Genomic DNA, 15,197 nt, shown 5'->3' with positions numbered 1-15,197 from the left:
CGCTGCGTATTCTGTCTGTTATAAAAAACCTGTTAGAAAAACCGAACGGCTTCCAGCACCAGCAGGCCGACAAGCGCCAGTGCCAGCAAGCTAAGCACCCAGGTCTGACGCTGCTGCTGACGTCGCAATTGATGCAGCTCCTTGACCAGATGCGGGTTTTGCTCGCGCTGCAGAAAATCATCAATCCGACGTGGCAGCATGGGCAGGATGGCTCCCCAGGTCGGGGCTTCCTGCTGTACGCGTTTTAATACACTGCGCCAGCCTATCTGCTCCGACATCCAGCGCTCAAGGTAGGGCTGGGCTGTCTTCCAGAGGTCGAGTTGCGGGTCAAGATCACGCCCCAGACCTTCCACATTCAGCAGGGTTTTTTGCAGCATGGTGAGCTGCGGCTGAATTTCTACACCAAAGCGACGTGAGGTCTGAAACAGCCGCAGTAACACGCGGCCAAATGAAATTTCGCTGATTGGTTTATCAAAAATCGGCTCGCAGACGGCGCGGATGGCGGTTTCAAATTCTTCCAGCGGCGTATCTTTTGGCGCCCAGCCCGATTCGATGTGGGCGCGGGCCACTTCACGGTAATCCCGGCGGAAAAAGGCCAGGAAATTGCGTGCAAGGTATTGCTTGTCTATTTCCGTCAGGCTACCCATGATGCCGAAATCAAGCGCCACATAGCGCCCATCCGGAGCGACCTGGATATTGCCGGGATGCATGTCGGCATGGAAAAACCCATCGCGGAATACCTGGGTAAAGAAGATCTCCACGCCATCCCGCGCGAGCTTGGGAATATCCACCCCTATGCTGCGCAAATGCGCCACCTGGCTGATGGGGATGCCGTTCATGCGATCCATCACCATCACTTGTTCGCGGCACCAGTCCCAGTAAACATCCGGCACCAGCAGCAGGCGTTTGTCCTTGAAGTTGCGGCCCAGCAGGCTGCAATTGGCGGCTTCCAGCATCAGATCCAGTTCGCTGTGTATGTGCCTAGCAAACTCGGCGACTACTTCGCGTGGTTTCAGGCGGCGGCCATCGGAAGATACTTTGTGGAACAGCCAGGCTGCGCTATCCAGCAGGGCCAGGTCTTTTTCAATGATCGTGCCTATGCCGGGGCGCAGAATCTTGACGGCAACCTCGCGACCGCCGGGCAGGCTGGCAAAATGCACCTGCGCCACCGAAGCGCTGGCAATAGGCGTTGTGTCAAACCGTTCAAATACTTGTGCCACCGGCATGCCATAGGCTTCTTCCATGATCGCGGCGGCTTGCTCGTAGGGGAAGGGCGGCACGCGATCCTGCAGCTTGGCGAGCTCGTCGGCAATATCCAGCGGTATCAGGTCACGGCGTGTCGAAAGCATCTGGCCGAATTTGACGAAGATGGGCCCCAGCGCTTCCAGTGCCAGTCGCAGGCGTTCACCGCGCGGGGCACGTATCGGGCGCCAGAACAGCAGGGCGCGAATCAGCGTTTGCGCCGGGCGCAAGCGGCTGTGGCCGAGGATGAATTCATCCAGGCCGTAGCGCAGGGTGATGACGATAATCTTGAGCAGTCTGAAAAAGCGCATGCCGTTATTCTTGAGGTTGGGTTGGAGGTAATGAGCGTGAAAGGTTGACCCGCTTAGGACTGCTTTTGCAGCAAGGCATCCAGCCGGGCGCTGAGTTTTTCAATGTGCTTTTCCAGGCGGCCGACATCGTCGCGCAGAGTATCCACATCACGGTTAAACGCTTCCACATGGCGCTTCTTGGCAATCAGTGGCTGTTCTTCCTGCCAGAATTCAGCCGCCATTTCCGTGAGATTCACCGCCTGCTTGCGCGTGGCGGCTACGCCTTCCTGCAGGCGCTGGCTGATCTGGCTGGCGGCCACATCGCCTACCACATGGCTCAGGTCTTCTTCGTAATCCCACGACATGGCTTGCAGGACTTTGCCCAGCGCGATGGCAAATTCGGTGTCACCTTCCAGTACGATTTCGCTGTGGGCAGAGGCATCTTTTGCCAGCAAACGTAAAGCGAGGGAAGGGCTGATGCGCATGCTGGCATCATAAACTGCGGTGTCGCCTGCCATGGCGAGTCCACCATCTTCCAGCACCACGAGCGTGGCGCTGACGGGAAACAGCTGCAAGCGGATATGCTTGCCGGCGTAAGGTTGCAGGTGCGGTCTCGCCCAGCTGTTCTGGTTGATGAGGTGGCCCAGCAGACGTGTCAGCAGCGGTTTGATCATGCGGTTTTCCATCCTTTGTGCAGGGCGACCACACCGGCGGACAGGTTGTAGTAATCCACCTTGCCAAAACCGGCATCCAGCATCATTTGCTTCAGGGTTTCCTGGTCTGGGTGCATGCGGATGGATTCGGCCAGATATTGATAACTGGCGGCATCCTGCGCCAATAGCTTGCCCATCAGCGGCAGCAGCTTGAAGGAGTAGGCGTCATACAGCGGAGCCAGAGGTTTCCATACTTGCGAGAATTCCAGCACCAGCAGGCGGCCGCCGGTCTTGAGTACACGCTGCATTTCGGCCAGAGCACGGTCTTTGTGCGTCATGTTACGCAGGCCAAAGGCGACAATCACACAGTCAAAATGCTGGTCAGGGAAGGGCAGTTTCTCGGCGTCGCATTGCAATGCAGGGACGGCAACGCCCTCATCCATCAGGCGGTCACGCCCTACGCCCAGCATGGAGGCATTGATATCGGTCAGCACCACGGTGCCTTCGCTACCGACCTTGCGGGAAAAAAGTCGTGACAGATCGCCACTGCCACCCGCCACATCCAGCACGCGGTCGCCCGCCTTCACGCCGCTGATCTCAACAGCAAAACGCTTCCAGGTGCGGTGCAAGCCGGCGGACATCACGTCGTTCATCAGGTCATATTTGCGCGCCACGGAGTGAAACACTTCGCCTACCTTGCGGGCTTTTTCGTGTTCTTCCACCGTCTGGAAGCCAAAATGGGTTTTATCGGTCATCGTGTGTTCCTTATGCGTTGCTGTCTGTCTTGCGTTTTACGCCGGCCATCTCAAGGCGGCCTATGTAGTCGCGCCACAGGGCTTCGTAGTGGCTGGCGAGTTCGTAGAGATAATCCCAGGAGTAAAGCCCGGTGTCGTGGCCATCCGAGAAAGTCAGTTTCACGGCGTAATTGCCCACCGGACTGATGGCGGTGATGTTGACGTCTTCCTTGCCGATTTGCAGGGTTTCCTGCCCGGGCCCATGTCCGCGTACTTCCGCGGAAGGGGAGTAAACACGCAGGAATTCGCAGGACAGCATGCAGGTCGTGTTGTCATCGAATGTAATCTCGAGCAGGCGCGATTTCTGATGCAGGCGAATGTCGGTCGGGCGTGGGGAATCCGGGGTTAATCCACTCATGAGACGGGTGACTGGGCTAAAAAGTTGATGATAGCAGAATCATCGAATCTGGATTCAGATATCTCCCCTTTAGAGTATCTGCATAAGCGCGCCAGATAAGGGCTTTCGTGTTGCGGGAGATTGGCAGGAACTGACAATATACGCCTGATTTGTTTGACTTAAAAATCGGGCATGCTAGAGTGGTGTGAATAATAAAGTGTGGTGGGGGTACCATGGCAGAAAGTAAATTGGCGCATCAGTTCGCGGCCTATAGCGAATGGCGCAAAGCCCTGATGAATACGGTGCAGGATTACCGCCAATGGCTGAATGAACAGGAGCTGAATGACGCCCAGATTGATCAGCGTTTGCAGCAACTGCTCGAGCGTCTGCGTGAAGACAAGCTGAATGTCGCTTTTGTCGCCGAATACTCCCGTGGCAAGTCTGAACTTATCAATGCCGTTTTCTTTGCCGATTATGGGCAGCGCCTGCTGCCATCCAGTGCTGGCCGTACCACCATGTGCCCGACCGAACTGCTTTACGACCCTGCCAAACCCGCTTGCCTGCAGTTGTTGCCAATTGAAACGCGTGCTTCTGACGCAACCACCACCGAATACAAGCGCTACCCTGAAGAATGGCGTGTGATTGAATTCAAGATTGACGATAGCGACAGCATGATCGAGGCCTTCAAGGAGGTCAGTACCACCAAGTCGGTCAGTCCGGAAGAGGCCGAACGCTATGGTCTGTTTGACCGGAATAATCCCGAAGATGCGCTTAATCTGAATGCCAATGGCACCGTGGATGTGCCTTGCTGGCGCTATGCCGTGATCAATTTCCCGCATCCCTTGCTGGAGCAGGGTCTGGTGATTCTGGATACGCCTGGCCTGAATGCCATTGGTACCGAACCCGAGCTGACGCTCAATATGCTGCCGAATGCGCATGCCGTCCTCTTCATTCTGGCGGCGGATACCGGGGTTACCAAATCGGAAATCGACGTATGGCGCCAATACATCAGCGGTACGCGCTGGAAACAGAAGGGCCGTCTGGCAGTGCTGAACAAGATTGATGGCTTGTGGGATGAACTCAAGGATAGCCAGAGCATCGAAGATGAAATCAAGAAGCAGGTGCAGACCAGCGCAGAATTGCTTGGACTGGACGCAGGCCAGATTTTCCCGATCTCGGCGCAGAAAGGTCTGCTCGCCAAAGTGAATGGCGACGCGGCGCTGCTGCAGCGCAGTCGTTTGCCTGAGTTGGAAAAAGCGCTGTCGGATGAGCTGATCCCTTCCAAGAAGCAGATTGTGCAGGAATCCACCCAGAGCGAGATTGATGATCTTTTAGGAAACTCGACCCTGATTCTGGATTCGCGTCTGCAAGGCCTCAGCGAACAGCTGGATGAGCTTAAAGGCCTGCGCGGCAAGAATGAGGATGTGGTTGAGCACATGATGAACAAGGTGAAAGTCGACAAGGAAAACTTCGAGAAAGGCTTGCAGCGCTTTCAGGCGCTACGCAGCGTGTTTTCGCAGCAGACCAATCGGCTGTTCAGCCTGCTGGGCATGGAGGCTTTGCGCGAGCAGGTGACGACCACCCGCAACAAGATGATTGCCGCGACCTTTACCAAAAACATTCGCAGTGCCATGGATGAATTTTTTGCGGATCTGAAAACCCGCATGCAAAGTTCGGAAACGCAGATCGAAGAAATCAAGAAAATGATGGACGCGATGTACGAGAAATTCAATCAGGATCATGGCCTGCGCAAGTCCGATGCGCCGTCATTCTCCATGCTGCGCTATCAAAAAGAGCTGGCAAAGCTCGAGCGTGCGTACAAGGAGCAGTTCAATACCACGCTCAATATGATCACCAATGAAAAAATGACGCTGACCTCCAAGTTTTTCGAGACGCTGGCAACCCGCGTTATTCACGTTTATGAAATTGCCAACCGCGATGTGGAAAACTGGCTGAAGGCCGTGATTGCGCCTATGGAATCGCAAGTGCGGGAACACCAGCTGCAGCTCAAGCGCCGCCTTGAGAGCATCAAGCGTATCTATAAAGCTACGGATACTCTGGAAGACCGCATAGGTGAGCTTGAAAGCATAGAGACGGGTATTCGTCGTCAACTGACGGATCTGGAAAACCTGCGGCAGCAGATGTATGCCGCGCTCGCATCCGTGCAGGATGCTCCGTTGACGCAAGCGGCATGAACGTCACCACGCTTCTTTTTCTGCTTGGCATGACGGTGGTGTTCATTGTGATCGCTGCGTTTGGCATCTTGTGGGCAATCAAAAGTGGCCAGTATGATGATATGGAAGGGCCCGCCCAGCGTATCCTCATGGACGATGATGATCCCATGATTCCATTTAATCGCTTGAAGCAAGCGCCTAAAAATACTAAAATCGACGAATAACAATACAACTTGTGAGGTTTTTGAAATGAAGGATTACAAGTCCTGGTTCACCTTTGCCAATTTGCCATTAACCATTGTTGTCGTACTCATCACCTGGTCCTGGATGAGTGCACTGTCGGTCATGATTTTCGGCTAAGACGGCACTGCATTGAGAATATAAAAAAGCTGCCCTCGGGCAGCTTTTTTATTGACTGGCATTGGCATAGTGACGCATGAACATGGATCCATGGCATATGCCCACCATGAAAAACCCGGCACCAAGCCGGGTTTTTTTGAATCAGCATTGCAGATGCTTATTTAGGCTGCGCTCAACATGCCCTTCATTTTTTGCATGGCCTTCTGCTCAATCTGACGGATACGCTCTGCTGACACACCAAACTCGGCGGCCAGATCATGCAGGGTGGCGCTATTGTTTTCCTGCAACCAGCGCGCCTGCACAATACGGCGGCTGCGCTCATCCAGACTTTCCAGGGCATTGGCCAGGCCTACGGTCTGATTATGCTCAGCCTCACGCTCGGCCAGCAGATCAGAAGGTTCGGGCTGCTGATCCTGGAGATAAGCAATCGGGCTGAAGCTATCTTCGCTGTCATCATCGCTATTGCCTTCCAGCGAAATCTCATGGCCGCCCATGCGTGACTCCATCTCCACGACCTCTTCCGGCTTGACCTTGAGCTCGCGTGCAATATCCGCCACTTCGTCGGGGCTCAGCGTATGGCTGTTTTTCTTCATGCTGCGCAGGTTGAAGAACAGCTTGCGTTGAGCCTTGGTGGTAGCGACTTTGACCAGGCGCCAGTTGCGCACAATATATTCGTGTATCTCTGCCTTGATCCAATGCATGGCAAAAGACACCAGGCGCACGCCGCGATCAGGGTCAAAGCGACGCACAGCCTTCATCAGGCCGACGTTGCCCTCCTGTATCAGATCGGCTTGTGGCAGGCCGTAACCCGAGTAGCCGCGAGCGATGCTGGCGACCAGGCGCAAGTGCGACACGATGAGGCCTTTGGCGGCATCAATGTCGTTATCTTTGCGCAAGCGCGTTGCCAGATCGTACTCTTCCTCGGCGCTCAATACGGGAAATGCCTTGATCGTACGCAGGTACTGATCAAGACTATCCAGTGAAGATACTGAAGGAATCGTCAGGGCATTCGTCATAGGATTGATCTCACTCATGAAATTGATTTTAGCACTCCCTCTTTGAGAGTGCTAGTGGTGAAAAGTTTCCTTTTTGCAGGGATTCTGTTTGCCAAAACTTACCCTCGGAGAAACGGGTATTCTTGCCACGCATAGCCTCGCACTTTTGAAAAAGGTAGACCGGATAGTGGTGCTGGAGTGGGAAAGGTCGTCGCCTCTGGAGCCCCAGAGCGTCTGTTGCAACCTGCACCGGTATAAGCCAAGATCCAGGCAGATGGTCCATTGCATCCCGGTCAAGGCTTGTTGCGCGGGTAAACGCTTGCAGCCGCTGCAACCACATTCTTCATGCTACGGTTTGATACTATCGATGGGCCGCTTTATTGATCTGAGATAAAGCGGCCCGCACTGTCAAATATCATTGCTGCTGTTTAAGCCCGGATTAAAGGTTTCCTCTCCCTCCGTCTTTTCAACATCGGCATGCGCGTGCTTGCCCGGCTCATTCACTTGCAAGTCTGAGGCGATGCGATGTTTGGGCAGATTGCCGCTGGCCAGCACGATCTGGCAAATATGTTCCAGCCTTTCTATGTGTTCGAAGGCACCCCATGGGTCGCGGGCCAGGGCAATCACGCCATGCCTGTCCAAACCCACGATATCAGCTGAGACGTGACCATCTGGCTGTAAATCCAATGCCTGGCATGTGGCGAGGGCCAGTTCCAGGCTGATTGCAGGTACATTGGGGACATTAGGTGCTACGCGCGTGTAGCGATGTATTTCGGGGAAATCCAGCGACAGCGCCTGCAGGTCCAGCCCGGCATACATGGCGGCGATGGTATAGGTCGGATGCACATGAATGATCGCCCGGGTATCAGGAATCTCCCTCAGCAACCTTCTATGCAGCTCGATTTCACCACTGGGTTTGCCACCATCCTCAGGGTTGAGCCTCACCAGCGAGTGATCAGGCTGAAACTCAAGCTTGATCAGGCTTTCGGCTTCCAGCCGATGTTTTTTGGAACCCGATGGCGTGACGTATATCCAGTTCTCGTTTTTGCGGCGAACAGACCCATTGCCATCCCGGGTAGATATCCACCCACGGTTGTAGCATTCCTTCAATACATCGCATATCGCAGTAATCATGGGCTTGTCCGGGTAAATTCATTGGACTGATACGCGATGGCGAGTTCAGTTTTATTTTTGCGTATGCAGATCGGGCTGTGGCTTTTAATGGTAAAGGTGATGTCCGGGTCGGTGGGAATTACCCGAGTGGGGCATTGGCGTATATGCATGTAGGAGCCAGGATTGCATGGACTTGCTGGAAAAGGCCGAAGGTCTGGTCGAGGTTAATGTGCTGGCAGACCCGCAATATCGCGCGGCGGATGACAAACTTGACTAGACGGCCGGAAGGCCGCTCTCCAGCCTGTCAGGGCCGAAGAGCTGAGGAATTTCAATACGGTTAACTGAACACTTTGCTGCGGCGGCGACGCGATACCATGCCGATCAGGCCCAAGCCCGATAACAGCATCAGCGTGGTGCCAACTTCAGGGACGGCAGAGATGACCTTGATATTATCCAGCTGGTAAAGCTTGCCGGTTGATTGGGTAATAGTGAGTGACAGCAGGCTGGTAAACCCGGAGACAGCAAATGACTGAAAGCCATACAGCTGATCCAGCGTCAGAATCTGGCTGATACTGCCGCCAGCCGCAAAGTAGCCCACGATCTTGACCTGGGTGGATGGTAGCCCGCCCCATTCGGCCAGATCCAGGGAAAGCAGATCAAAGGCACTTCCCGAAGTGCTCGTCATAGTCGTGCTCTGCTGATAGGACGTGGTTTTTATCAGCGCGGTGCTTTGCGTATAGTAAGTGTGCAAGGTGCCCAGCGTCTGCAGATCGGGGCTGGGCGCATTGTCTACCAGCATGTATCCATCCTCCGTATAACTGGCCCCTTGGGAATGAACGGCATTGTCTGCCACGGCCAGTGAATCAAAGTCGATGGTGGCGGCCTGGGCGTTCAGGCTGCATAGCAAAGCGAGTACTGCAATGGTGAATTTCATGGTAACCCCCTGGTTGAATAGCGTTTGTAAGCAATGTGGTTTTTATGCGGTGTTAATTCAGTGAATTCTCTTTGCGCTTTCTGCTGCGCGCCATGAAGCCGACCAGACCAAGCCCCGCTGCCAGCATGCCGTAGATGTCGGGTTCGGGAACGGGCGTGGCCACAGGAATGACGGCGATTTCTGCCATGCTGGTAACGGTATAGAGCGAAGGGCTGTTCTGATCAATGAACACGCTGTAATTGGAAGAGCCGGGTATGTTGTACCAGACCCAGTAATATTCGGACTCATTGAGGCCAGAAGACGTGTCCGTGTAAGTAATGACCTGCGAGCTGACAAAGCCGTTGGGAGGCAGGCCCAAGGCTTCCGAAATCATGTCGTCAATGATTAGTGTGGCGGTAGGCAGGGATGAACCATCTGCGCGGAAAGACTCCATGCGGACGTACACGTTGTAATAGCCACCGGGGTTCGCCGAGAGGCTGATGCCGTAAGCGCCAGTCGTGGTATTGGGTGGCGAGTACATATTGCCATTGCCGAACACACCCGCCCCAGGCACATAAAAGGTAAACGTCCCGGAGCCGCTGCCTGCCACATCTGGGGTACTGTCCGCAGGCAAGGTGTCAAACGCATCCCAGCCTGCAAAGTAAGTGGGGCTTGTTGCACCCCACGGGGCGGCGGTATCCCATGTGTCCAAAGCCGCTTCTGCAGTGCTGACAAAACAAAGGAGTGAAGTGAATACTGCGATGAGTAATTTTATTGTTTTCATGATTTTTCCCTGAGAAGTTGGATAACTTGATGAGGCGGTGGTACTGCCCTGCATAAGCAAAGGCTGTGCCATTGAGGGATTTATTTTTTATTCCATTAAAATCAATGGCTTGTTTTTATTTTGTTCGGAGTTGTTGGGTGGGAACCACCATGAAAGTACCCCGATGGGGCAGGTCGCACCATAAAATCAATATTTATCAATAAGTTATGCTTAGTGATGTAGGGCAGTATTATTAGCGGGGCTTATGGAGGCATGCGACAATAAAGGGGACTGCCAAGTCAATGCCAGGGGAATAGAGGAAGCGGCCTCACAAGGTCAGCAGCATGCCGACAACGGTCACCGCCATGGCGGCTGTGGCGGCCCATCCCAACCAGCGCAGGCGAGGGCTGATGACATGAGGCCCCATGATGCTGACCCGCGATGCCAACAACATCATGACGACCATGATGGGAACGGAAATGATGCCATTGATGACTGCCGCCCAGAATAATTCCTTCACCGGATCCATGGGCGTAAAGCAGAAAATGACGCCGCCTATGGTCGCGGCGGCAATCACACCGTAAAAACCACGGCCCTCGTTGTGATCCAGCCTGGAGTTCAGGCCTCCTTGCCATCCTGCTGCCTCTGCCACGGCATAGCCCGCTGACCCCGCCAGTATGGGAACAGCCAGCATGCCCGTGCCGATAATGCCCATGCTGAACAGGATAAAGGTGAATTCGCCAGCAATCGGCCTGAGCGCTTCTGCCGCTTGTGCTGAGGTTTGGATGTCGTTGACTCCTGCTGCATTTAACGTGGCGGCCGTGCTCAGGATGATGAAAAACGCAATCAGATTGGAAAAGCTCATGCCGATGACGGTGTCGACCTTGATGTGTTTTAGCTTGCGATTTACCTGGTGTGCGGTAGGGGCTGGGAGCCCGGCGCTATCTTCCATTTCCTGAGCGGCTTGCCAGAAAAAAAGATAAGGGCTGATGGTGGTGCCGAAGACCGCCACCATCATCAGCAGCATGTCATGGTTGAGGGTAATGTCTGGATGGAGGATTTTTCCCACGATCATCCACCCGTTCAGATGCAGCGTGAATACCACTGCCACATAAGACAACAGCGCCAGTGTCAGCCATTTCAGCCAGCGCACATAGGTGCGATAGGGCAGAAACACCTGTAGCAACAGGCAGATAAGCCCGAAAGCCACGGCATAGAGATGCGAGGAGCCGCCCACCAGCAGACGCAAAGCCTCTGCCATGGCGGCAATATCAGCGGCTACGTTAAGCGTATTGGCGATCAGCAGCATGCTGACGACAGTCAGCAACACCCATCGGGGGAAACTGGTCTTGATGTTGGCTGCCAGGCCTTGCCGCGTGACATATCCGATACGGGCGCTCACCATCTGGATGGCAACCATCAGTGGCAAGGTGAAGATCATGGTCCACAGCATGGAGTAGCCAAACTGTGCGCCTGCCTGAGAGTATGTTGCGATGCCGCTCGGGTCATCATCCGCCGCACCTGTTACCAGGCCGGGCCCTAATTCTCCCAAGCCACGTCGCAAACTGAATTTTTTTATCGTGCGCATGTGAAGGGCTCCCGGTGGTTAGCGCTTGCTAGCGTAGCAAATTACATAAGGCGACGCACAGCGACATTCAGTTTTAAGCAGTGAAACGTCCCGATAGACAATATCAAGCTTGAACAGCTTGAGGACGAGGTCATGCCGCATGCTCTTGCCATGTACTGGACCAGGGGCGGTGCTTGCCATGTTTTTCAAGAGCCTAACTCAAACTGGTCATCTGGCGGTCTCCTCCGGTATCTGGCAGAGCCACGCTTTCTTTCATATCGCATTTTCCAAAATAAATAATTGCTGATTTAGAGTGATCGCTCTAGAATGATCGCTCGCATGAGTGAATTTAATCAACCCCTGATATGAAAACCTTCCCCCATCTGGTGGCCTGTGAGCACTGCGACAGCGTGTATGAGCGTACGCCGCTGACTCCAGGGCAATTGGCGCGATGTGAACGTTGCGACGCGATTCTTTATCGTGCCAGCCGGCTGGATGTGGATCGCTGGCTGGCATTGACCATCGCCGCGGCGATCGTGTTTGTGATGGCGAATGTGTGCCCGGTGATTTATATCAGCTTCAAGGGCATGCATAACGAGGCCACGCTATGGGCATCGGCAGCGGCGCTGGCGCATGGCCCGGCGGCCCCGATTGCGGTGCCAACAGCCATGTCCATCATCATCGTGCCGTTTTTGCAGATCAGCCTGCTGGGCTGGGTGTTGCTGTATGCACGTTTTGGAAAACGTGCGCCGGGCTTTGAGCGTGCCATGCGCATGCTGGTGGCATTGCGGCCATGGAGCATGGTCGAAGTTTGCCTGCTGGGGATACTGGTGGCCGTTATCAAGCTTTCCGGCTTTTTGCAGGTGGCGCCGGGCGCCGGCATCTGGGCAACGGCATTGCTCATGATCCTGCTGACGGTCATCGCCAATCGCGATATTCATTGGTTGTGGGAAATGACCGAGCCAGCGAGATCAGCCCAAAAGGCGCAGGCATGACAGGCGCTGTGTCAGCAGGTCGTCTCGGCGTGGTGAGCTGCCACGCTTGCGGGCTGGTTTGCCAGGATACGCTGCCTCAAGCGTCGCACCATCGGCCTGTAGCGGAGTCAGAGGCATGCGGGAATGGTGCGCGTGGGCGCAGTCATCAGGTGATTTGCCCGCGTTGCGGCGCTCCATTGCACCGGCGGCGCCCCAACAGTATTGCCCGGGCATGGGCCTTGTTGCTGGCCGGCCTGATTTTTTACATACCGGCCAATGTGTTGCCGGTGATGTACACCAGCCTGCTGGGCAGTGGCAGTGACAACACCATCATGCAAGGGGTGATCGAGTTCTGGAAATCAGGTTCGTATGGCATTGCCCTGGTGATTTTCATTGCCAGCGTGCTGGTGCCCTGTACTAAGTTTGTGGTGCTGGGCGTGTTGTTTGCCACATCGCAGCGAGGCAGTCGCTGGGCCATGAAAGAGCGCGCCAAACTTTACCGCATGGTGGAGTTGGTCGGTTACTGGTCCATGCTGGATGTGCTGGTGGTGGCGGTGGTGGCGGCTTTGGTGAAATTTCAGGGCCTGAGCGACATTGAGCCGCGCATCGGCATTCTTTTCTTTGGCATGGTGGTGATCATGACCATGCTTTCTGCCATGAGTTTTGATCCGCGTTTGATATGGGATGGTGACACCGAATGAACGATACAACTGAAGCACGCCCACAGCCTGGCAAGCCGGCGATCATCCGCCGCCGCTGGGGTATTTCGCTGATCTGGACAGTGCCCATCGTGGCGGCGGCCATCGGTATTTCCATGCTGGTACATGCCTGGCTGTCGGAAGGTCCCGAGATCACCATTCTCTTTCATACAGCCACCGGTCTCGAGGCTGGTAAAACCCCGGTCAAATACAAGGACGTGACCGTGGGGGCTGTGACGGCGATTACCCTGAGCAAAGATGGCTCGCATGTGAAGGTCAAGGTGGCGCTGATGCAAAGCGCCAAAAGCCTGACCAGCAAAGACAGCCGCTTCTGGGTGGTGCGTCCACGCATCGGTGCCAGCGGGATTTCCGGCGTGGATACCCTGTTCTCGGGCGCTTATATCGGTGTGGATAAAGGTCAGTCGGAAGACACCGCCAGCGAATTTACCGGGCTGGAAATGCCACCACCCGTGGTGGGCGACATGCCGGGAAAATCCTTCATCTTGAAGAGCGAGGATCTGGGGTCGCTGGATATTGGCTCTCCGGTCTATTACCGGCGGATTCAGGTCGGGCGCGTGGCATCGTATCAACTGGGCGAGAGCGGCCAGGACATCAAGCTGCAGATATTCATTGACGCGCCTTATGACCGCTATGTGACCACGAATACCCGTTTCTGGAACGCGAGTGGTGTCGATGTGTCTTTGGGGGCGGATGGGCTCAAGCTCAAGACGCAATCTGTTTCCACCATTGTGGCCGGAGGCGTGGCTTTTGCCTCGCCCATGGGCCGCCAGGCCAGTCCGGCGCCCAAGGATACCGAATTCACGCTGAACGCAGACCAGGGGGCTGCGATGGCGCCGCCCGATGGCGAGGCGCAATACATCCAGCTCAAGTTCGAGCAATCGCTACGCGGACTTTCCGTTGGCGCGCCGGTGCAGTTTTCAGGTGTGGATCTGGGACATGTGGTGTCCATCAACCTGGATTACGACCCGGTCAAGCACCGCTTCCCCACAGTAGTCGGGGTGCTGGTGTATCCAGAGCGCATGGGCAGGGTACTGGACAAGTTGCCGAAACTGGAAGGTGATAATGACAAGCAGGCTGCCGTCTTCATGCACGCCATGGTCAAGCAGGGGTTGCGTGCCCAGGCACGGCTGGGCAACATTCTGACCGGGCAACTCTATATCGCCATGGATTTTATCCCCAATGCGCCCAAAGCAGAGATGGATGTTAACGCCCGCCCGATCAACTTGCCGACCATCAATGGCAGCTTTGACCGTATGCAGGAGCAGATTGCCAACATTGTCGCCAAAATTGAAAAAATGCCGCTGGATTCGATAGCACGAAACCTGGATGCGACGCTGGTGAATCTCGACAATACCCTCACGCAGGTCAATCGCCAGGTATTGCCCCAGACTGCGCAAACCCTGCAGCAAACCCAACGCACCATGCAGGAGGCTGACGAGACCATGCAGCAAGCCAGACAGACCTTTGGCAATGTGGACAGCCTGCTGGCGGAGGATGCACCGCTGCAGCAGAATCTGGGGCAGACCTTACAAGAGGTGCAGCGTACATCGCGCTCATTGCGCGTGCTGACCGATTTGCTGGGCCGTCATCCCGAATCCCTGTTGCTCGGGCGTCCGCAAGAGCCGTCTGCCGTCACCACAAAACCCCCAGCGCCAACGACGAAAGAGGAGTCGACCAAATGATCCGCATCAACCGTATTTACCTGGGGGGCTTGCTCATGCTCGCTATGAGCGGATGCTCGTCTGTCTCAGCTCCCGTGCATTACCACACGCTGCTGGCTCCGGCAGCGTCCATTGCCGAGAGCCAGCAGAAGGCAGCATTTCTGATTGAGGTGCTACCGGTGGGCATTCCGCCGCAGCTGGATCAGTCGCAGCTGGTAGTCAGACAAGGGGGCAGCAATGTCGCTATCGTGGATGGCGAACGCTGGGCCGGGCCGCTGGCGGATGAGTTCCGTAATGCCTTGTCTGCGCAGCTGACGCAACGTCTGCATACCCAGGATATTGCCGGCCTGCCCGCACCCAGGGATCAGCCCGTATTGCGGATCAAGGTGCAGGTGCGTCGTCTGGATGCCTGGCTGGGCCAAAACGTGCAACTGGATGCCGACTGGAGCCTGGGCTTTGTCAAGCAGACGGGGAATGCGCGATTTATCTGCCGCGGGCAGTTTCAGGAGCAAGCCCCGGGCGGCTATGCTGAACTGGTGCAAGCGCAGCAGCGCAGCATAGCTGCTTTGGCTGTCCGTGTAGCCGAGCAGGCGCACGCGTGGGCCAACACGCAGTCAGCCACTTGTTCCTAGCATTCTCGTA

15 protein-coding genes are annotated in these 15,197 nt (G+C 55.4%); 6 read left to right on the top strand and 9 right to left on the bottom strand.

All coding sequences use genetic code 11. The features are described from left to right. Positions 1–32: 32 nt before the first annotated feature. The 4 genes from ubiB to LG203_RS07295 are packed head-to-tail and all read right to left on the bottom strand — an operon-like array spanning position 33 to position 3,337. Complete coding sequence (gene ubiB / locus LG203_RS07310) at positions 33–1,553, bottom strand: ubiquinone biosynthesis regulatory protein kinase UbiB (protein WP_230345174.1); 1,521 nt, start codon at positions 1,551–1,553, stop codon at positions 33–35. A 53-nt stretch (positions 1,554–1,606) separates the two neighbouring features. Then, complete coding sequence (locus LG203_RS07305) at positions 1,607–2,206, bottom strand: ubiquinone biosynthesis accessory factor UbiJ (protein WP_230345173.1); 600 nt, start codon at positions 2,204–2,206, stop codon at positions 1,607–1,609. Continuing rightward, a complete protein-coding gene (gene ubiE / locus LG203_RS07300) occupies positions 2,203–2,940 on the bottom strand; it encodes a bifunctional demethylmenaquinone methyltransferase/2-methoxy-6-polyprenyl-1,4-benzoquinol methylase UbiE (RefSeq protein WP_230345172.1) in 738 nt (245 codons plus the stop codon). The genes LG203_RS07305 and ubiE overlap by 4 nt, the downstream gene beginning before the upstream one ends. Positions 2,941–2,950: 10 nt before the next feature. Beyond that, a complete protein-coding gene (locus LG203_RS07295; RefSeq protein WP_013442795.1) occupies positions 2,951–3,337 on the bottom strand; it encodes a gamma-butyrobetaine hydroxylase-like domain-containing protein in 387 nt (128 codons plus the stop codon). Between the two features lie 212 nt (positions 3,338–3,549). On the opposite strand from LG203_RS07295, the gene LG203_RS07290 reads away from it, so the two are divergent. Further along, positions 3,550–5,511, top strand: coding sequence for a dynamin family protein (locus tag LG203_RS07290; protein WP_230345171.1), 1,962 nt, complete (start codon positions 3,550–3,552; stop codon positions 5,509–5,511). Beyond that, the gene (gene ccoS / locus LG203_RS07285) at positions 5,508–5,714 is read left to right on the top strand and encodes a cbb3-type cytochrome oxidase assembly protein CcoS (protein WP_013442793.1); all 207 of its coding nucleotides are present in this window, start codon (positions 5,508–5,510) and stop codon (positions 5,712–5,714) included. Before LG203_RS07290 ends, ccoS begins: the two co-directional genes overlap by 4 nt. A gap of 297 nt (positions 5,715–6,011) precedes the next feature. Here the strand turns inward: ccoS and rpoH are convergent, their stop codons facing one another. The 5 genes from rpoH to LG203_RS07260 all read right to left on the bottom strand — a co-directional run bounded on the left by rpoH (position 6,012) and on the right by LG203_RS07260 (position 11,222). Then, positions 6,012–6,866, bottom strand: a complete 855-nt coding sequence (gene rpoH, locus LG203_RS07280) for an RNA polymerase sigma factor RpoH (RefSeq protein WP_230345204.1) — start codon at positions 6,864–6,866, stop codon at positions 6,012–6,014. Between the two features lie 387 nt (positions 6,867–7,253). Next, positions 7,254–7,979, bottom strand: coding sequence for a class II aldolase/adducin family protein (locus LG203_RS07275; protein ID WP_230345170.1), 726 nt, complete (start codon positions 7,977–7,979; stop codon positions 7,254–7,256). 316 nt (positions 7,980–8,295) lie between these two features. Further along, a complete protein-coding gene (locus tag LG203_RS07270) occupies positions 8,296–8,892 on the bottom strand; it encodes a PEP-CTERM sorting domain-containing protein (RefSeq protein WP_230345169.1) in 597 nt (198 codons plus the stop codon). Between the two features lie 52 nt (positions 8,893–8,944). Further along, positions 8,945–9,655 (bottom strand): PEP-CTERM sorting domain-containing protein, encoded by a 711-nt coding sequence (locus LG203_RS07265; RefSeq protein WP_230345168.1) that lies wholly within the window; start codon positions 9,653–9,655, stop codon positions 8,945–8,947. A gap of 307 nt (positions 9,656–9,962) precedes the next feature. Next, positions 9,963–11,222 (bottom strand): NRAMP family divalent metal transporter, encoded by a 1,260-nt coding sequence (locus LG203_RS07260; protein WP_230345167.1) that lies wholly within the window; start codon positions 11,220–11,222, stop codon positions 9,963–9,965. 344 nt (positions 11,223–11,566) lie between these two features. Between LG203_RS07260 and LG203_RS07255 the strand changes: the two genes are divergently transcribed. From LG203_RS07255 to LG203_RS07240, 4 genes are read left to right on the top strand one after another with little or no spacing between them, the layout of a single operon-like run. Continuing rightward, entirely contained in the window at positions 11,567–12,196 is a 630-nt protein-coding gene (locus tag LG203_RS07255; RefSeq protein ID WP_230345166.1) for a paraquat-inducible protein A, read from the top strand. Then, a complete protein-coding gene (locus LG203_RS07250; protein ID WP_230345165.1) occupies positions 12,193–12,876 on the top strand; it encodes a paraquat-inducible protein A in 684 nt (227 codons plus the stop codon). Before LG203_RS07255 ends, LG203_RS07250 begins: the two co-directional genes overlap by 4 nt. Further along, positions 12,873–14,576: a PqiB family protein gene (locus LG203_RS07245; protein WP_230345164.1), complete on the top strand. Its 1,704-nt coding sequence runs from the start codon at positions 12,873–12,875 to the stop codon at positions 14,574–14,576. The genes LG203_RS07250 and LG203_RS07245 overlap by 4 nt, the downstream gene beginning before the upstream one ends. Next, positions 14,573–15,187, top strand: a complete 615-nt coding sequence (locus LG203_RS07240; RefSeq protein ID WP_230345163.1) for a PqiC family protein — start codon at positions 14,573–14,575, stop codon at positions 15,185–15,187. Before LG203_RS07245 ends, LG203_RS07240 begins: the two co-directional genes overlap by 4 nt. Positions 15,188–15,197: the final 10 nt, after the last annotated feature.

It is taken from the genome of Methylovorus mays (assembly GCF_020531915.1).
GTDB classification, from domain to species: domain Bacteria; phylum Pseudomonadota; class Gammaproteobacteria; order Burkholderiales; family Methylophilaceae; genus Methylovorus; species Methylovorus mays.
This window is presented reverse-complemented; position numbering and strand designations above follow the sequence as displayed.